This window comes from Streptomyces sp. NPDC001194, assembly GCF_042896985.1.
In the GTDB taxonomy this organism is placed as follows: domain Bacteria; phylum Actinomycetota; class Actinomycetes; order Streptomycetales; family Streptomycetaceae; genus Streptomyces.
On sequence record NZ_JBIAXU010000001.1, the window covers coordinates 59,065 to 76,134 of the forward strand.

Annotated in this window: 17 protein-coding genes; all 17 read left to right on the plus strand. The window is 74.8% G+C overall.

The features are described 5' to 3' along the window. Nucleotides 1-10 precede the first annotated feature (10 nt). A complete protein-coding gene (locus ACFY1T_RS00315) occupies nucleotides 11-229 on the plus strand; it encodes a 4-oxalocrotonate tautomerase family protein (RefSeq protein WP_390786354.1) in 219 nt (72 codons plus the stop codon). A 41-nt stretch (nucleotides 230-270) separates the two neighbouring features. After that, complete coding sequence (locus ACFY1T_RS00320) at nucleotides 271-1,125, plus strand: AfsA-related hotdog domain-containing protein (protein ID WP_390786355.1); 855 nt, start codon at nucleotides 271-273, stop codon at nucleotides 1,123-1,125. After that, the gene (locus ACFY1T_RS00325; RefSeq protein WP_390786356.1) at nucleotides 1,122-1,853 is read left to right on the plus strand and encodes an HAD family hydrolase; all 732 of its coding nucleotides are present in this window, start codon (nucleotides 1,122-1,124) and stop codon (nucleotides 1,851-1,853) included. Before ACFY1T_RS00320 ends, ACFY1T_RS00325 begins: the two co-directional genes overlap by 4 nt. Further along, nucleotides 1,850-2,479: a hypothetical protein gene (locus ACFY1T_RS00330; protein ID WP_390786357.1), complete on the plus strand. Its 630-nt coding sequence runs from the start codon at nucleotides 1,850-1,852 to the stop codon at nucleotides 2,477-2,479. Before ACFY1T_RS00325 ends, ACFY1T_RS00330 begins: the two co-directional genes overlap by 4 nt. Then, nucleotides 2,476-4,194, plus strand: coding sequence for a GH3 auxin-responsive promoter family protein (locus tag ACFY1T_RS00335; protein WP_390786358.1), 1,719 nt, complete (start codon nucleotides 2,476-2,478; stop codon nucleotides 4,192-4,194). Before ACFY1T_RS00330 ends, ACFY1T_RS00335 begins: the two co-directional genes overlap by 4 nt. 60 nt (nucleotides 4,195-4,254) lie before the next feature. After that, nucleotides 4,255-5,109 (plus strand): class I SAM-dependent methyltransferase, encoded by an 855-nt coding sequence (locus tag ACFY1T_RS00340; protein WP_390786359.1) that lies wholly within the window; start codon nucleotides 4,255-4,257, stop codon nucleotides 5,107-5,109. 2 nt (nucleotides 5,110-5,111) lie between these two features. After that, entirely contained in the window at nucleotides 5,112-6,578 is a 1,467-nt protein-coding gene (locus tag ACFY1T_RS00345) for an NAD(P)/FAD-dependent oxidoreductase (protein WP_390786360.1), read from the plus strand. Continuing rightward, nucleotides 6,575-7,717, plus strand: a complete 1,143-nt coding sequence (locus ACFY1T_RS00350) for a hypothetical protein (RefSeq protein ID WP_390786361.1) — start codon at nucleotides 6,575-6,577, stop codon at nucleotides 7,715-7,717. Before ACFY1T_RS00345 ends, ACFY1T_RS00350 begins: the two co-directional genes overlap by 4 nt. Beyond that, nucleotides 7,714-8,457, plus strand: coding sequence for a DUF6182 family protein (locus ACFY1T_RS00355; RefSeq protein WP_390786362.1), 744 nt, complete (start codon nucleotides 7,714-7,716; stop codon nucleotides 8,455-8,457). The genes ACFY1T_RS00350 and ACFY1T_RS00355 overlap by 4 nt, the downstream gene beginning before the upstream one ends. 1 nt (nucleotide 8,458) lies before the next feature. After that, nucleotides 8,459-9,109: a LysR substrate-binding domain-containing protein gene (locus tag ACFY1T_RS00360; protein ID WP_390786363.1), complete on the plus strand. Its 651-nt coding sequence runs from the start codon at nucleotides 8,459-8,461 to the stop codon at nucleotides 9,107-9,109. Further along, nucleotides 9,106-9,909 carry an alpha/beta fold hydrolase gene (locus ACFY1T_RS00365; protein ID WP_390786364.1) on the plus strand — a complete coding sequence of 268 codons (804 nt, stop codon included), beginning with the start codon at nucleotides 9,106-9,108 and terminating at the stop codon, nucleotides 9,907-9,909. Before ACFY1T_RS00360 ends, ACFY1T_RS00365 begins: the two co-directional genes overlap by 4 nt. Further along, nucleotides 9,903-10,775 (plus strand): class I SAM-dependent methyltransferase, encoded by an 873-nt coding sequence (locus tag ACFY1T_RS00370; RefSeq protein ID WP_390786365.1) that lies wholly within the window; start codon nucleotides 9,903-9,905, stop codon nucleotides 10,773-10,775. Before ACFY1T_RS00365 ends, ACFY1T_RS00370 begins: the two co-directional genes overlap by 7 nt. Further along, nucleotides 10,772-11,677, plus strand: coding sequence for a carboxymuconolactone decarboxylase family protein (locus tag ACFY1T_RS00375; protein ID WP_390786366.1), 906 nt, complete (start codon nucleotides 10,772-10,774; stop codon nucleotides 11,675-11,677). The genes ACFY1T_RS00370 and ACFY1T_RS00375 overlap by 4 nt, the downstream gene beginning before the upstream one ends. A gap of 132 nt (nucleotides 11,678-11,809) precedes the next feature. After that, the gene (locus ACFY1T_RS00380) at nucleotides 11,810-13,012 is read left to right on the plus strand and encodes a cytochrome P450 (RefSeq protein ID WP_390786927.1); all 1,203 of its coding nucleotides are present in this window, start codon (nucleotides 11,810-11,812) and stop codon (nucleotides 13,010-13,012) included. Between the two features lie 150 nt (nucleotides 13,013-13,162). Continuing rightward, entirely contained in the window at nucleotides 13,163-13,360 is a 198-nt protein-coding gene (locus ACFY1T_RS00385; RefSeq protein WP_030859165.1) for a hypothetical protein, read from the plus strand. Beyond that, nucleotides 13,357-15,666: a TOMM precursor leader peptide-binding protein gene (locus tag ACFY1T_RS00390; protein WP_390786367.1), complete on the plus strand. Its 2,310-nt coding sequence runs from the start codon at nucleotides 13,357-13,359 to the stop codon at nucleotides 15,664-15,666. Before ACFY1T_RS00385 ends, ACFY1T_RS00390 begins: the two co-directional genes overlap by 4 nt. Before the next feature lie 177 nt (nucleotides 15,667-15,843). Beyond that, nucleotides 15,844-16,995, plus strand: coding sequence for a sensor histidine kinase (locus tag ACFY1T_RS00395; protein WP_063755551.1), 1,152 nt, complete (start codon nucleotides 15,844-15,846; stop codon nucleotides 16,993-16,995). Nucleotides 16,996-17,070: the final 75 nt, after the last annotated feature.

A 17,070-nucleotide genomic window follows, 5' to 3' on the forward strand; every position in this document is an offset into this window, starting at 1 on the left:
GGTCCCACCCATGCCCATCATCTCCGTCACCACCTGGGACGGCCAGGACGACGCCCAGTGCCGGGAGCTCATGGAGGAGCTGACCCGGACCGTACGCAAGGTCACGGGAGCACCCCTGGACAAGATCACGGTCTACGTCCAGGAGGTGCCGCGGGGCCGCTGGACCGAGGGCGGGGCCCTGGGCAGCGACCCGGAGTTCCCGGTGCTGAGCCGGCGCCTGACCGAATGACGTGACCCCCTCCACCACCCGAACAGGAAAGGTAGAAAGCCATGTCCGTGCCCCTGCCCCACGAGTCGCCCCAGGTCGCCGATGCCATGCCCGGCACGCTGTTCCTCGTGGGCGACGTGTTCGCCGAGTTCGCCCACCACGAGGGCGTGTTCACCGTCTCCCAGCTGGCCCGTCTGATCAGGAACGGGGCCTTCCCCGAGAGCGCCGGCGGCGCCGGCGGGGTCCGCGTGAGCGTGGGGCAGGGCGTCTCCCTGTTCGACGTCCAGTACGTACGCGACACCCTGGCCCGGCGCGGGCTCACCGACCGGGTCGTCATCGACGACCAGGCGCTGCACACCCGCGCCGGCCGGGAGATCGCCCACAAGCACCGTCCCGAGAACGTGCTGATCTCCGCGCCCCGTCCGGTCGGTGACGACTGGTACGAGGCGGACCTGCTGGTCGACGGCGACAACGAGGTGATGTCCGACCACCTCACCGGACAGCACATGCAGGGGATGCTGGCCACCGAGGCCGGCCGGCAGATGTTCATAGCGGTGGCCGAGCAGTTCTACCTGCCGCACGAGGCGGTCGGCAGCAGCTACTTCGTCATCGACTCCTTCGCGACCCGGTACCGCAACTTCCTCTTCCCGCTCCCCGCGGTGGTGCGGTGCCGCGTCATCGCCCACCGCACCCCGCACCGCACCCGGATGACCTTCCACTGCGAACTCTCCGTGAGCCAGGGCGGGTCGGAGACCGCGGGCATGGAGGTCCGGTTCACCGCCTTCGACACCCAGGTCTCCCACGCCAAGGAGACGCGGGCGGCGCAGCGGTCCCTCCAGGACGGGGTGGCGCTGGCCACGGCGGCGGCCGCCGCGCAGGCCCCGGCTCCTGCGCGCGCGGAGGTCCGTACGTCATGACCGACCACACGCCCGGGTACATGACCGAGTACGTCCGCGCCTTCCTGTCCGGGGCGAGCCGGCCCTACATCGTCTTCAGCGACGTCGACGAGACGCTGATCAGCGTCAAGAGCATGTTCGACTTCCTCCACTACCGGCTGGTGCGCCGGCACGGCGCGGCCGGGGAGGAGGAGTACGAGCGGATCACCGCGGTGATCGGCCGGCGGGCCGCCGACGGCGCACCCCGCTCCGAGATCAACCGCTTCTACTACAGCCACTACGCCGGCGAGTCCGTGGACACGGTCGTGCGGCTGGCGGACGACTGGTTCACCGAACGGACCTCCTCCACCCGCGGCTTCTACATCGACTCCACGCGCCGGGCCCTGCGCGACCACCGGGCCGCCGGCGCGCCCCTGGTCCTGGTCTCGGGCTCGTTCCCGCCCCTCCTGGGTCCGCTGGCGCGCGAGCTGGGCGCCGAAACGGTCCTGTGCACCCGCCCGCTGATCCGGGACGGCGTCTACACCGGCGAGGTCGGCACTCCGGTCATCGGCGAGGGCAAGCGCGCCGCGGTGCTCGCCCATCTGGCGGCGCGGCCCGCCGTCGACCCGCGCGACTGCTTCGCGTACGGGGACCACGTCTCCGACCTGCCGATGCTCGAACTCGTGGGGCACCCCGTGGCCGTGGGCGACGATCCCGAGCTGAGGGCCCGCCTGGCGGACCTCCGCCCCGAGACGGTCGCCTCGCGATGAGCGCGCGCCGGTTCCACGTACTGCTCGGTCCCGACGGGGCCGGCAAGTCCTCGGCCATGCGGCGTCTGGTGTCGATGCTGCCCGAGTGGCACCTGGTCTCGACGGACAGCGCGTTCGTCGCCCCCGAACACGCCCTGATCACGCGGCTGCGGCAGGACGTCCACGAGCACCTGCTGCCCGGGCTCGGCACCGCCTACTCCGCGGACTTCCTGGCCGGGGTGCTGCAGACGGCCGTGATCCACCTCCGCGACCAGGTGCGGGAGGCGGACCCGCGGGTGCCGGTGCTGGTGGACTCGTACTACTACAAGATCCTGGCGAAGTGCCGGATGGCAGGGGTCACGAACGGGGCGATGTACGGCTGGTGGCGCTCCTTCCCGCAGCCCGACGGGGTGGTCTTCCTCGACGTCTCCCCCGAGTCCGCCTGGCGCCGCCGGGGCGACGGCGCGCGCCTCAACTCCCTGGAGTACGACGGGGAGGACGGCAGCTGGCCGGAGTTCGAGAGCTACCAGCGGAACCTGCGCAAGCTGCTGCTCGAGGAGGTGCGGGAGCTGCCGGTCACGATGCTGGCGCAGCAGCCCGACGCCGACCGGGCGGCCGAAGCCGTACGGGAGGTGCTCACCTCGTGAACGCCGCATCCGTCTGGCACACCCCCGGCCACACCGGCCGCTACCGCGAGCGCGTGTTCGCCGCGCGCGAGCGGCTGGCGGCCGACCACGCCGACCTGCGCGGCGCGCAGCAGCGCGTCCTCACCGATCTGGTGGGCTTCAACGCCTCCACCCGGTTCGGCAGGCGGCACGGGCTGGGCCGCGTCCTGACGGTGGACGACTTCCGGGAGGCCGTCCCCGTACGCGACTACGCCGACCACGCCGACCTCATCGAGCGGACGGCCGCCGGGGAGCGCAACCTCCTGTCGGCCGACGCGCCCGCCGTCTACTTCACCAGCAGCGGCAGCACCGGAGCGCACAAGAAGGTGCCGGTCACCCCGCGCTTCATGCGGACGACCTTCATGCCGTTCTACTTCGCCGCCTGGGCCCCGCTGATCGAGCACTTCCCCGAGGTCCTGGACCGGCCCGACGCCGTCCTCAACCTCAAGCACGACCCGCTCGCCGCCCCGCCCACAACCGGCGACGGCCGGCCCCACGTGGGCGCCAGCCAGGTGGACTTCGGGGCCCGGTTCGGCGAACCCCTCTCGGCCGAGCCCGGCACGGGCGCACCGTGGGCGACGCTCCCGGTGCCGACCGAGCCCGGTGACCACCTGGAGCGGGCGTACCTGCGGCTGCGGCTGGCGGTGCAGAGCGATCTGCGCGCGCTGATCGGCATCAACCCGGCGATGGTCGCCGCCGTCCCGTACCAGCTGAACCTGTGGTGGCCGCGGATCGTGAAGGAGGTCCGGGACGGCACCCTCGGCGGTCTGCCGCACCGGGCGCCGGACCCCGGGCGGGCCGCCGAACTCGAACACCTCGCGGAGTACTTCGGCACCGTGCGGCCCTCGCACGTGTGGCCCCGGCTGCGGGCGGTCTTCTGCTGGACGACCGGCGTGGCCTCGCTCTACCTGCCGGCCCTCCGGGAGGAGTTCGGCTCCGGGGTCACGGTGCTGCCGGCCCCGGTGGCCGCCTCGGAGGGGCCGGTCGGCGTGGCGCTGGACCGGCACGCGTCGGCGGGCAGCCTCGTCGCGTCGGCCTCGGTGTACGAGTTCGTGCCCGCCGAACAGGACCTCGCCCCGGACTGCGCCACCCTGCTGCCGCACGAGCTCGAGGCCGGCCGGGACTACCACGTGATCTTCAGCCACGTCGGCGGGCTGTACCGGTACGCCGTCGGTGACGTGGTCCGGGTCGTGGACACGGCCGGCGGGGTCCCGCGGCTGGAGTACGCGGGCCGGGGCGTCCGGTCCGACGCGGCGGGTGAGCGGCTGCGGGACGCGGAGGTGGTCCGGGCCCTGCACACGGCCCTGGACTCGGGCGGACTCGCGCTGCGCAACGTGTCGTGCCGGGTCGAACCGGCGGGTCCGGCGGGTCCGGCGGAGCCCGCGGGCCCGGCAGGGCCCGGCACCGCGCGCTACGTGTTCGCGATCGCCCCGCGCACCCCCTGGCACACGCCCGAGACCGTCCGCTTCACCGCCGCCCTGGACCGCTGCCTGGCGGAGCAGTCCGCCGGCTACGCACGGGCCCGGACGGCCGGCCGGCTGGCCGCCCCCGCCGTACGCCTGCTGGACGCCGGGGCGTTCGACCGCGACTGGCACGAGGCGGTCGGCACGGGCATCCGACCGACCCAGGTCAAGGACCGCCTCTTCCGGCAGGACGACGCCCTCTGGGAGCGCCTGACCCGGGCCCCGCTCGCCTGATCCCCGCCCGTACCCCGCCCCGCGTCGGCCGTCCGGCACACCCCCGTACAAGGAGCCACCATGCCCGTGCTCAACCCCGTCGAACGGACCGCCCTGCTCACCGCCGCGCTGCGCGCCGCCGAGACGCTCCGCGAGGACCGGCTGTACGAGGACCCGTACGCCGCCGGACTGGTCGGCGAGGCCGGCCCGGAACTGCTCGCCGAGATCCGGGCGGCGACGTTCCCGCCCGACCGGCCGCGCACGCTGCCCAGCACCCCGGACTACAACGCCATCCGCACCCGCTTCTTCGACGACCTGCTCCAGGAGGCGGCCCAGGATCCGGGGACCACCCAGCTCGTGCTGGCCCCGGCCGGCATGGACTCGCGCGCCTACCGGCTCCCGTGGCCGGGGCACATCCGCTACTTCGAGGTCGACCGCCCGGCGGTGCTCGACTTCAAGGCCGGGCGCCTGCGGGGAGCGGAGCCGCGGGTCGACCACCGCACGGTCGCCGTCGACCTCACGGCCGACGACTGGGAGGAGCGCCTCATCGCCTCCGGCTACGACCCCGCCGTTCCCTCGGCGTGGCTGCTGGAGGGGCTCCTCTACTACGTCCCCGAGGCCGACGCGCGCCGCATGCTGGAGCGGGTCGCCGCGATCTGCGCGCCCGGCAGCCGGATCGCCGCCGACATCGTCAACCGGGCCGCCCTGACCCTGCCCCACATGCGCGGTCTGCTGGACGTGTTCGCGGGCTGGGGATGCCCGTGGGTGTTCGGCACCGACGAGCCGGAGGCCCTGTTCGAGCGGTACGGGTTCGACGTACGGGCCGTCCAGCCGGGCGAGGCCGGCGCCGACTTCGGGCGGTGGCCCGACCCGGTGCCGCCGCGCGCGGTGGCCGACGTACGGCGGGTGTTCTTCGTGCACGGCAGGCGTCGCTGACCATGACGAGCACCGTGATCGCGGGCGGCGGCACCGCCGGCCTCGCCCTGGCCCTGGCGCTCGGCGCGCGCGGCCACCGGGTGCGGGTGCTGGAGCGCAGCGAACCCCCGCCGGACGGGCCGGTCGTCAAGAGCGCCGAGCTGTGGGAGCGGCCCTCGCTGCCCCAGGCCGGCCACGACCACATCCTGAACGCGCTCGGCGTGCGCATGCTGCGCTCCCACGCCCCGGCCGTGCTCGACGCGTTGCTGGCGGAGGGGGCCCGGCTCGCCGACCTCACCGCCGCCGCGCCGCCGGGGCCCGCGGAGCCGGGGGACGAGGAGCTCGTCACCCTGCTCGTCCGCCGCTGCGTCCTGGACCTCGTACTGCACCGGGCCGCCCGGGCCCTGCCCCGCGTGAGCATCGACCACCGCACCACGGTCGCGGGAGTGCTGACGGCCCCGTCCGGGCCGACGACGCGGCGCGTGACCGGCGTCGTCACGGACGGGGGCGAGCGCATCCCCGCCGACCTCGTGGTGGACGCGTCCGGCCGCCGGTCGGCGTCCCGGTCCTGGCTGGCCGCGGCGGGCTTCCCGGCGGCGGGCGATCTGACCGGCCCCAGCCGGCTGCACGCCTTCGGCCGCTTCTACCGGCTGCGCGACCCCGCCGGCCCACCGCCGGGCCCGCTCAACCGGGCCAACGCGGCCGGCGGCATCTGGGACCACTACTCCGCCGTCCTGCACCCGGCGGACAACGGGGTCTTCGCCGTCACCTTCGGCGCGCTGCCCGGCGACCGCGCGATGGCGGCCCTGCGCTCGCCCGCCGCCTTCACCGCCGCCTGCCGCCTCTCGCCGTACCTGGCCGACTGGGTCGGCGAGGACGCGGCGCGGCCGCTCGGACCGGTCCGGGCCATCGCGATGCCGCCGAACATCCTGCGCGGCGCCGGGCCCGGCCGCCAGCGTCCGGTCGCCGGGCTGCTGCGGGCCGGGGACGCCGCCTGCGTCACCGATCCGATGTTCGGCCGCGGCCTGTCCCTCGCCCTCGCGCACGCCTTCCGGCTCGCGGAGCTGATCGGGGAAGACCCGGTGGCGGACGAATGGCTGGGCCTGGCGGCCGCGGACCTCGCCGACCGCGTGCTGCGCCCCTGGTACGAGCTGGGGGTGCACGACTCCCGGCTGCGTGCCGGACGGTGGCGGGCGGCGGCCGGAGCGCCCCCGGTCACCGAGCCGGACCCGCCCGTACCGCCCGTGCCCGGGCCGCTGTGGAACACCGCGCTCGCGGCCGCGGCCGGCGACCGCACCGTATGGCGGGGCATGACCCGGATCGGGACGAGCCTCGCCGCCCCCGCCGAGGTCTTCGCCGACCCGGAGTTCCTGGCCCGCGTACGGGCGGCTGCGCCGGGCGCCCCGGCGCCCGCCGGCCCGCGGCCACCGACGTACGCCGGACTCCGCCGCACCATCGCCGCCCACGCCCCGGACCAGGAGGAAGGATGAACGTGCCGCCCCGCAAGAACGTCCTGCTGGCACCGGTCACCGTCACTCCCACCAAACCGCTGACCCCCAGCCACCTCAAGGGCCTGCTGTGGACCGACGTGATGTTCCGGGCCACCGCCCCGCTCGCCGCGGTGACGTACCGCTACAGCCACACCACCTACCACGTCACCGAACAGACCGTCGGCTTCTGGGAGTACCTCGACCGCACCCACGGGGAGACCGACTACGCGCAGCTCTCCGAGGAGGAGATCGGGGAGCTGTACGTCCGCCACCGCGCCGAGGAGCGGCGGCAGAGCGCCGAGGTCCTGCGGCCCTACCGGGACGCCGTCGAGCACGGCGGCTGGGTGCACCCGGCGAGCGAGCGGATGCTGCGGCTGTGGGCCGGGCACTACGAGCGGCTGGGGATGTACGACCCCGGCCTGCGCGAGCACCAGCCGCCGGGCCTCGGGCTGGAGGAGATGGTGGAGCGGCTCGGCGCCGTGGGCCTGGTCCTCGACCAGCGGCACTGCGGGGGCCCGGTCTACCTGGACCTCACCCGCCACGGAATGCCGCTGCGCCGGATCGTCACCGCTGACGGCCGCCCCAACTACCTGGCCTGCGCCCTGCGCGAGCTGCTGCCGCTGGTGCCCTGGTACGACGAGGTCGTCCTGCTGTACGACCGCGAGCTCGACGCGGACTACCGGCTGCTGCACCGCGTGCTGACCAGCCTGGGGCCGCCGGTGCGCCGGGTGCCCATCGGCCGGGTGCCCATCGAGGGCAAGATCACCTCGGCCCGGCACGGCGGCTGGCGCGACCACACGGCGGGCGCGCTGCTGCGGGCCGCCGACGCGGCGGACGGCGCCGCCGGAGACGGCGGCGACGACGCGCTCCGGCTCGGCATGCGCCTGTACTTCATCGCGACCCTCGGGCCCGGACAGCAGCAGTCCTTCCGCCACGACCTGCTGCGCCACTGCCTGACCGTGGCGGCCCGGCTGCTGCGGCGCTCGGGTTCCACGGCCGGCGCGGGCGATCTGGCCGGCGCGCTGGAGCCGCACCGGCGGGGCCACGCGTACGTCGACCCCTACCGGCTGGCCTGCTCGCTCCTCGGCAAGGGCCGCCCCGCCCCCGATCCCTCCCTGCTGTCGGCGGTGTTCCTGTGACCCCCTTCCCGCTGTCCTCCGCGGCCCTGCTCAAATCGGCCGCGGACCGTGTCCGCTCCGCCCGGCCCGAGCTGGCCGACGGGCTCGACCTGTCCAGTACCCGGGCCCTGCGCGCCGTACGGGCCGGGCTCCACGGCACCCGTGACGCCCCGGCCGACGAGGTGCTCGCCGTCGTCGTCGTCCGCCGGCTCGACCTGCCCCGGTGGGTGCGCGAGACCTGCGCCTTCGCCCTCGCGCTGGCTCCGGGGGAACGGGAGGCGTGGCGGCGCTCGTTCACCCGCACCGTCTACCTGGCCGGCAGCCCGGCCAACCTCCGCGAGCGGTTCGCCTTCGCCCACGTCGCCGGAGACGACTCGGTGGCCTGGGCCGGGCCCGCGCCCGGCGCGGAGACGGCCACGCTGCGCCGGCTGCTCAAGGCCTTCGAGGCCGCGGACGAGCTGACCGCGCAGCGGACGGCCACCGTGACCGTGCCCGGCCGTCCGGGCGCCCGTCCCCCGGCCCACCGCGAGCTGTACATCGCCACCGCCAGGGTGTCGGTCACCGCGGCGCTCGTGCACGTCAACCACCTGCTCGCCGAGGCCGTCCTGGACGGTCTGATCGGGCCCGCGGACCGCCTGACGCTGCGGTTCGTACCGCGCCTGACCGGCCTGGGCGCGCAGCTCGCCATGTTGCGCGTCGACGCCGATGTCCACCGCCCGGACGAGCTCCAGGCGTATGCCGCACTGACCACGGAGGTCTGAAATGCCCACCCCCGCCCCTGCCCCCGCCTCCACCGCCACCGCGCTCCGCACCGTCCGCCTGGGAGTCCACGGCTCGACGCACCTGGCCTCCCGCCTGGTCGCGGCCGCCGGCCGTGCGCCGGAGTCGGTGGAGTACGTCCCGTACGAGGTCACCGAGCCGTTCGGCCCGCTGCGGGCCGGCGAAGCGGACATCATGATCGTCAAGTACGACCCGCTGGAGCCGGACCTCGCCCTGAGCAGGCCGGTCGGCTTCGACGGGCGGGCGGTCCTCGTCGGATCCCACCACCCGTTGGCCGGGCGGGCCTCGGTGTCGGTCGAAGAGGTCGCGGAGTACGGGGGTTTCCGGTGTCCCGGGGAGTTTCCGGCGCACGTCTGGGACCTGGTGGTGCCGCCGCGGACCCCGCTGGGCCGGCCGATCCGCCGCGTCCACGCCATGACCACGCTGACCGCGATGACGGAGCTGCTCAGGAGCACGTACGCGATCCACCTCTCCTTCCGGTCCCTGGACGCGGTGGTCCCGCCGGACATCAGGGTGGTTCCGGTGCACGACCTGCCGCCTTCACCGGTGGCGTTCGCCTGGCTGCGGGGCACCGAACCGGCCGCGCACGTACGGCGTTTCGTCGCCGACGCGGAGCGGGCGGCGCTGCGATGAGCCTCCCCCTGGTCCTCCTCCACGCCCTGCCCCTCGACTCCTCCCTGTGGGACGGGACGGCCCGGGTCCTGCGCGCCGGCGGCCGGCGGGTCCTCACCCCCGACCTGTGCGGTTTCGGCGCCGCGCCGCTGCCGCACGGCTCGCCGCCCTCGCTCGACCCGGTGGCCGACAGCCTGGCCCGGGAGCTCGACCGGCAGGGCATCGGCGAACTCGCCCTCGCCGGCTGCTCCATGGGCGGCTACGTGGCGATGGCCTTCCTGCGCCGCCATCCGGACCGCGTCCGTGCGCTGGCGCTGCTGGCGGCCAGGGGTACGGCCGACTCCGACGAGGCGGCCGGCCGGCGCCTGCGCTTCGCCGACGCGGTCCTCGACGACTCGGCGCGCGCCGGGCTCGTCGCCGCGACCACCCCGTCGCTGCTGGGCGCCACCACGAGGGCCCGGCGCCCGCACCTGACGGCGCGGGTGACCGGGCTGGCGCTGGCGGCGCGGCCGCGGTCGGTCGCCTGGGCGCAGCGGGCCATCGCCGCCCGTACGGACTCCATGGCCGCCCTGCGGACGGCGGACGTCCCCGCGGTGGTCGTGATCGGCGCCGAGGACGAGCTCGTCTCCCTGGACGAGGCCTGCCGGACGGCAAAGGCGCTGCCGCGCGGCCGGCTCGTCGTCCTTCCCGGGGTCGGCCACCTCGCTCCGCTGGAGGCACCGGAGGCGACGGCGGAGATCCTCGCGGGCCTGCTCGCCCCGGCGCGGACCACCGGTGCACAGGCCCTCATACGGGCGGAAGCGCAGGCGGCGGCATGCTGACGGCGGGCCATGCGGCATGGGGTTACGCGACGTCCACCGGACTTCCGTTCACCCACGAGGACATCGTGGACCCGCACTTCGAGGCCTGCGCCGCCCACTACCGGGACGCCCTGGACGGGGTCGGCATCCGGCCCGGGTGGCACGTGCTGGACGCGGGCTGCGGCAGCGGTGCGTTCCTGCCCCGGCTCTGCGAGCTCGTCGGCCCGGCGGGCCGCATCTCGGCCCTCGACCTGGCTCCGGAGAACGTCGCGCGCGCCGCCGGGCGGCTGCGGGACCACCCGGCCGCCGCGCCGCTGGTGGCACGGCAGGGCAGCGTCCTCGACCTGCCGTACGCGGACGGCATGTTCGACGCCGTCTGGTGCGCGAACACCACGCAGTACCTGGACGACGCGGAGCTGGCGCGCGCGCTGGCGGAGCTGCGCCGGGTCACCAGGCCCGGCGGGCTCGTCGCGGTCAAGGACGTGGACGGCTCGCTGAGCACGGTCCGCCCGGCGGACCCGTTCCTGATCACCGACTTCCTCCGGGCGTCCGCCGCTTCCCCCGGCTACGCCCGCCAGCTGCTCCGGGGCCGTGACCTGTACCGCCGGCTGCGCGCGGCCGGCCTGACGGACGTGACGCAGCGCACGATCCTCATGGAATTCCACGCTCCGCTGGCCCCGGCGGCCCTCCGGTTCTACGCGAACGCGTGCGCGCGCTTCGCCCGGCAGGCGGCGGACGAGGGCATCGCGGGGAACTGGGCCCCCTTCCTCGACCCCGAGGATCCGGCCGGCCCGCTGCGCGACCCCGACGGATACATCAGCGAGGGGAACGTCATCGCGATCGGCAGGGTGCCGTTCGCACCGATGGATGGAGAGGACACACCATGAACGACGCACGCGGCACCGCCGGGATGACCCGTCGCGCCACGCTCACCGGGGGCGCCCTCGTCGGGATCGGTCTCGCCGAGGGCCTGCTGAACCCGGCGTCGGCCGCGGCCACCTCCGCCGACGACTCCCGCTACGAGCGCGGGCTGGCCGTCCTGCACGAGACCTCGGGCGAGCGCGGGGCGGGCGTGATCGAGTCCCTGCGGGACATCGCCCCGGACCTCGGGCGCTACGTCGTCGAGTTCGCGTACGGCGACGTCTACGCCCGGCCGGGGCTCGACCTGCGCGAGCGGGAGCTGTCGACGGTCGCCGCGCTCGCCGCCCAGGGGGACACCGCCCCGCAGCTGGAGTTCCACATCGACGCGGCGCTGCACGTCGGCGTGCGACCGCAGGAGGTCGTCGAGGCCCTGATCCACATCGTTCCGTTCATGGGCTTCCCCCGGGCGCTGAACGCGGTCGGCGTCGCCAGGACGGTCTTCGCCGACCGGGGCGTCGCCTTCGAGCCACCGGTCATGAACGACGCCCGCGACCGCTACGTGCGCGGGGCCGAGAAGCTGGTGGAGATCGACGGGCACCACGGCCTCGAGGTCGTCGAGTCACTGCGGGACATCGCCCCGGACCTCGGCCGGTTCATCGTCGAGTTCACCTTCGGCGACGTCTACCACCGCCCGTGGCTCTCGCCGAGGCGGCGCCAGCTCGTCACCGTCGCCGCCCTGACGGCCTTCGGCGACACGGCCCCCCAGCTGCGGGTGCACATCGGCGCCGCCCTGAACGTCGGGCTGAGCCCGGCGCAGATCGTGGAGGCGCTGATCCACGTGGTGCCGTACGCCGGGTTCCCGCGGGTGCTGAACGCCATCGGGGCGGCCCGGGAGGTGTTCGAGAAGCGGAATGCAGCGGTGCGCTGAGGCGACGGAGGGTCACGACGGCAGGAGGGCTGATCCGTGGGAACGGACATCACGGCGGACATCACGGCGGACTTCGGGGCGGGCTTCGGGTCGGACATCGCGGCCGACTTCGCGGCCGACTTCGGGGCGGGCATCGGGTCCGGCATCGCGGCCGACTTCGGGGCGCTCGGAGAGGAGTTCACCCGCAATCCCCACCCGGTGTACGCCGCGCTCCGCGCCCGGGGCCCGGTGCACCGCGTCCGCGTACCGGAGGGCGCCGAGGCCTGGCTCGTGGTCGGCCACGAGGCCTGCCGCTCCGCGCTCACCGAGCCCTCCCTGTCCAAGTCCTGGCGGGACGCCTCGCCCGGGCTGCCGCTGGCACGGCTCTCCGCCGGCGAGAACCTGCTGAGCGTGAACCCGCCCGACCACACGCGGCTGCGCAGGCTGGTGGTGAAGGAGTTCACCCCGCGCCGCGTCGAGGCGCTCGCCCCGAGGGTGCGGGCCCTGACCGGCGAGCTCCTCGACGCCATGCTGGCCCGGCCGGCCGGCGCGGCCGACCTGGTCGAGGCCCTCGCCTTCCCGCTGGCCATGGGCATCATCTGCGAACTGCTGGGGGTACCCTCCCTGGACCGCGCCGCCTTCCGCGACTGGGCCGAGCAGGCCCTGAGCAGCCCGGACCGGAGCGTCCGGACCGCGGCCACGGAGGCGATGACCCGGTATCTCGTCGCCATGGCGGACGAGATGCGCGAGCGGCCCCGGGAGGACCTGATGAGCGCTCTGATCCGCGCCACCGACGAGGACGGCGGCCGGCTCTCCCCCGACGAACTCATCGGCATGGCCTGGCTGCTGCTGGTCACCGGCTTCGAGACCACCGTCCAGCTGATCTCCGGCGGTGTCCTCGCGCTGCTCCGGCACCCCGACCAGCTCGCCGCGCTGCGCGCCGACCCCTCGCTCGCCGACGGCGCCGTGGAGGAGATGCTGCGGTACGAGGGGCCGGTCGAGACCACCACGTACCGGTTCACCACCGGGCCCGTGGAGATCGCCGGGACCGCGGTTCCCGGAGGCGGCGAACTGGTGCTGGTCTCGCTCGCCGGCGCCGGCCGGGACCCCGCGCGCTTCCCCGACCCGGACCGCTTCGACATCCGCCGGTCCGCGGGCGGGCACATGGCCTTCGGCCACGGCATCCACTACTGTCTGGGAGCCCCGCTGGCCCGCCTGCAGGCGCGTACGGCGCTCACCGCGCTCCTGGCGCGCTGTCCGGCCCTGTCCCTGGACGCCGACCCCCGTGACCTCGCCTGGCGCACCGGGCTCCTCATCCGCGGCCCCCGGAGGCTGCCCGTCCGCTGGCGGAGCTGAACGCCCGGCCGTGCCGGCGGCAGCGCACCATGTGAAAACTTCACCTTGCGCTGGTGACCGGGGCACTGTCCCGCGATCACCGGATCCTCGCAGAATCGTCAGTGAACGGACCGACCCGCGCCACGACGACGCAGAGGGAACTCCACCGCCATGACCAGCCTTTCGGCCAACGCCCGTATCAGCCCCGGCACCGGATCCGTACCGATGCCCGCCCGCCCCTCGAAGCCGGGCCTGGTGATCGAGAACCTCGACGCCCTGCCGGACACCGCGTACGCCCTGTTCACCGTATGCAGCCAGACGCAGCTCACGGGCCCGGCGGCGCCGACCGCCGGACGGCTCGGGGCATGAGCACTGCCGAGCGCGAGCGGTCGGCCGGGCCGGCCGCGGCCCCGTCGGCCCCCGCCGAGGCCCTGGTGGGTTTCAAGTCCCACCTGCGGCCGACGGTCGTCCCCGGCGACGCCGCCTACCTGGTGTCCCGGCGCGGGGTGACCGCCCTGAGCGGGAGCGGGGCGGAGATCCTCGTACCGCTGCTCGACGGCACCCGGACCGCCCTGGCGGTCCGGCAGGAGGCCGCGCGGGCCCTGGGCGCCGAGGACGCCGAGGCCGCCCTCCTCTCCCTGGCCGACGCCGGGTTGATCCGCTCCACCACCGCGGCGGCGGAGGCCGAGGCCGAGGCGTACTGGGACCTGGCCGGGCTGGACGGCGGCGTGGCCGCCGCCGGACTGGCCCGGGCCGCCGTCGCGGTCGAGGCGCTGCCCGGCCTGGATCCGCGGCCGGTGGCGCAGGCCTGCCGGGAGTCGGGCATCGCGGTCGTCGCGGATCCCGCCGCGGCCGATCTGGTCCTCGTCCTGTGCGAGGACTACCTCTCCCCCGGGCTGGCCGGGGTGGACGCCCGCCAGCGGGCCGCGGGGCGGCCCTGGGTGCCGGTCAAGCTGTGCGGGACGGACCCCTGGGTGGGCCCGTTCTTCCGGCCCGGCTCCGGTCCCTGCTGGCACTGTCTGGCCGTACGGCTGCGCGGCCACCGGCACTCCGAGGTGCCGGTGCGGCGCGCGCTCGGCCTCGACGGCCCCGTGCCGCGGCCGCCGGCCGGGCTGGCGGCGGGCACGGCCCTCGCGGTGAACCTCGCCGTCCTGGAGGCCGCCAAGTGGCTGGCCGGGCTGCGCCATCCCGAGCAGGCCCACATCCGTACCTTCGACACCCTGCGCCTGAGCACCGCCAGCCACCCGGTGGCCCGGCTCCCGCAGTGCGCGGCCTGCGGGGACCCCGGCCTGGTGGCCCGCCGGGTCGGCGCCCCCTTCGTCCCCGTGTCCCGGCCCAAGGCCGCCGCGACCGGGGGCGGGGACCGCGCCCTGACCCCGGCGCAGATGCTGCGTGCGTACGGGCACCTCGTGGATCCGGTGACCGGGGTGGTCAAGGAGATCCGGCAGGCCTCCGGCGCACCGGAGTTCGTCCACGCGTACACCTCCGGGCACAACCTGGCGATGGAGTCCGCGTCGTTCGCCGGCCTCAGCTCGGGCTTGCGCGCGCTCAGCGGCGGCAAGGGCCGTACCGCCGAGGAAGCCCGTACGAGCGCGCTGTGCGAGGCGGTCGAGCGCTACAGCGGGACGCGGCACGGCGACGAGCCGGTGGTCCGCGACTCCCTGCGCGGCCTGGGCGAGGCGGCCGTGCACCCCAACGACTGCCAGCTGTACAGCCGCCGCCAGTTCGCGGAGCGCGAGCTGTGGAACGCTCGGCACTCCCGCTTCCACCACGTGCCGGCGCCGTTCGACGAGGGCCGGCCGACCGACTGGACCCCGGTGTGGTCGCTGACCGAGGGCCGCCGGCGGCTGCTCCCCACCTCGATGCTGTACTTCGGGCGGGGGGCGGACGCGGCCGCGGACGGGCCCTGGGCCGACTCCAACGGCAACGCGGCGGGCAGCAGCCCCGAGGACGCGGTGGTGCAGGGCTTCCTGGAGCTGGTGGAGCGGGACGCGGTGGCCCTGTGGTGGTACAACCGCACCCGTCAGCCCGGGGTGGACCTGGGGGCCTTCGAGGACGAGTGGGTGGAACGGATCCGCCACGGCATGCGCCGGGCGAACCGGGAGGTGTGGGCCCTCGACCTCACCTCCGACCTCGGGATCCCGGTGTTCGCGGCGCTGTCCCGGCGGACCGACAAGCCCGCCGAGGACGTGATCTTCGGCTTCGGCGCGCACTTCGACCCGCGGGTGGCGCTGAACAGGGCGCTGTCGGAACTGGGCCAGCTGCTGCCCGCCGTCGGCGACGTGCGGCGGGACGGCCGCGGATACCGGATCACGGACCCGGAGCCGCTGTCCTGGTGGCAGCGGGCCACCGTCGCCAACCAGCCATATCTGGCGGCCGATCCGATGGCGCAGACCCGCACGCCGGGCCACTGGCCCTCGGTCCGGGGCACCGATCTGCTCGACGACGTGCGCGTGATCACCGAACTGGTCCGGGGTAAAGGTATGGACCTGCTCGTACTCGACCAGAGCCGACCTGACCTCGGACTTCCCGTGACGAAAGTGGTCGTACCGGGACTGCGCCACTTCTGGGCGAGGTACGGCCCGGGGCGGCTCTTCGACGTCCCGGTGCACCTTGGCCGACTGGCCGAACCCACACCGTACGACCAGCTCAACCCGGTCCCGCTGTTCGTATGAGGGAACGATTCGCGCCCCTTGCCCACGCCCCTCCCCTATGCTCACACCTGGCGTGCAACAGAGGAACGCTTAAGGGGGATTGACATGCCTGGCCGCCTCAAGTCCTCGGATGGACCGTCGGAGGCGGTCCTGGTCGAGGGCATTCTGCGACGGAGCCGGGACTTACCCGCACCCCGGATGGCCCAGGTCATCCTCATCGCCGCACTCCTCTGCTACGTGGGCATCACCGCCCTGAACATCCTCAGCGCCGGAGTCGAAGGGCTCGCCCTGGCCGCCGCCTTCGGCTGCCTCGGCGCGGTCTTCGCCCTCCAGCTCCTGCACTCCCGTACGAGCACGCAGCGCGTCCCGACCGGCCGCCGGGTCCTGACCCTCGGCGCCCAGGCCGCCTTCACCTACCTGCCGCTCATCGCCCTGAAGTCGCAGTGGGGAGCCATGGCCGGCTTCCTCGCCGGCTCCCTGCTGCTGCTCCTGCCCCCGCGGCCGGGCTGGATCCTGTACGGCTTCGTGGGCGTCAGCATGCTGGTGCCCCCGCTGCTGGAGGGGCGGCCCGCACTCGACAGCGTCTACCTGGTGCAGACGACCCTCCTGACCGGGCTGGTCACCTTCGGTCTGACCCGGCTGTCGGAGCTGGTCCGCGTCCTGCACGAGAGCCGCGGCGAACTCACCCGCGCCGCGGTCACCCGCGAACGGCTGCGCTTCGCCCGCGATCTGCACGACCTGCTGGGGTACAGCCTGTCCGCGATCCAGCTCAAGGGCGAGCTCATCCACCGCCTCATCCCGGCGCACCCGGCCCGGGCGATGGACGAGATCGAGGACGTGCTGGCCATCTCCCGCCAGTCGCTGGCCGACGTGCGGCGGGTGGCCAGCGGATACCGGGACATGTCGCTGGAGGAGGAGATCGCCTCGGCCAAGTCGGTGCTGGGCGCCGCCGAGGTCGACGCGGTGACCGACATCCGCATGGGAGAGGTCAGTTCGCCGGTGGACACGGTGCTCGCCACCGTGCTGCGGGAGGCCGTCACCAACGTGCTGCGCCACAGCCGGGCCGTGCACTGCGAGATCACCGCCGTCGAGGAGGACGGCCTGATGACCCTGTCGGTCACCAACGACGGCGTCACCGAGGGCTACCGCGACACCTCGCCGCACAGCGGCAGCGGACTGGGGAACCTGGGACTGCGCCTGCGGGCGGTGGGCGGGGAGCTGACGGTGGAACGGGGCCCCGGCACCCTTTTCCGGCTGGTCGCGCAGGTTCCCGCGCACGGGGACGTCGACCCCGACCTCGACGAGTCGGACGAGCCGGCGGAGGACGGGCGCAGCTGGCTCGTCGCCTGAGGTGAGGGCCCGCACCGGCTGCCAACCGGCCACCGGACCGGGCCGGTTGCTATGATCGCAAGTACAAGATCGACC

Coding starts and splice junctions, on each gene's coding strand:
- ACFY1T_RS00375 (WP_390786366.1), top strand. CDS start 10,772: ATGAACGACGCACGCGGCACCGCCGGGATGACCCGTCGCGCCACGCTC.
- ACFY1T_RS00385 (WP_030859165.1), top strand. CDS start 13,163: ATGACCAGCCTTTCGGCCAACGCCCGTATCAGCCCCGGCACCGGATCC.
- ACFY1T_RS00320 (WP_390786355.1), top strand. CDS start 271: ATGTCCGTGCCCCTGCCCCACGAGTCGCCCCAGGTCGCCGATGCCATG.
- ACFY1T_RS00340 (WP_390786359.1), top strand. CDS start 4,255: ATGCCCGTGCTCAACCCCGTCGAACGGACCGCCCTGCTCACCGCCGCG.
- ACFY1T_RS00315 (WP_390786354.1), top strand. CDS start 11: ATGCCCATCATCTCCGTCACCACCTGGGACGGCCAGGACGACGCCCAG.
- ACFY1T_RS00345 (WP_390786360.1), top strand. CDS start 5,112: ATGACGAGCACCGTGATCGCGGGCGGCGGCACCGCCGGCCTCGCCCTG.
- ACFY1T_RS00350 (WP_390786361.1), top strand. CDS start 6,575: ATGAACGTGCCGCCCCGCAAGAACGTCCTGCTGGCACCGGTCACCGTC.
- ACFY1T_RS00365 (WP_390786364.1), top strand. CDS start 9,106: ATGAGCCTCCCCCTGGTCCTCCTCCACGCCCTGCCCCTCGACTCCTCC.
- ACFY1T_RS00330 (WP_390786357.1), top strand. CDS start 1,850: ATGAGCGCGCGCCGGTTCCACGTACTGCTCGGTCCCGACGGGGCCGGC.
- ACFY1T_RS00370 (WP_390786365.1), top strand. CDS start 9,903: ATGCTGACGGCGGGCCATGCGGCATGGGGTTACGCGACGTCCACCGGA.
- ACFY1T_RS00395 (WP_063755551.1), top strand. CDS start 15,844: ATGGCCCAGGTCATCCTCATCGCCGCACTCCTCTGCTACGTGGGCATC.
- ACFY1T_RS00325 (WP_390786356.1), top strand. CDS start 1,122: ATGACCGACCACACGCCCGGGTACATGACCGAGTACGTCCGCGCCTTC.
- ACFY1T_RS00390 (WP_390786367.1), top strand. CDS start 13,357: ATGAGCACTGCCGAGCGCGAGCGGTCGGCCGGGCCGGCCGCGGCCCCG.
- ACFY1T_RS00360 (WP_390786363.1), top strand. CDS start 8,459: ATGCCCACCCCCGCCCCTGCCCCCGCCTCCACCGCCACCGCGCTCCGC.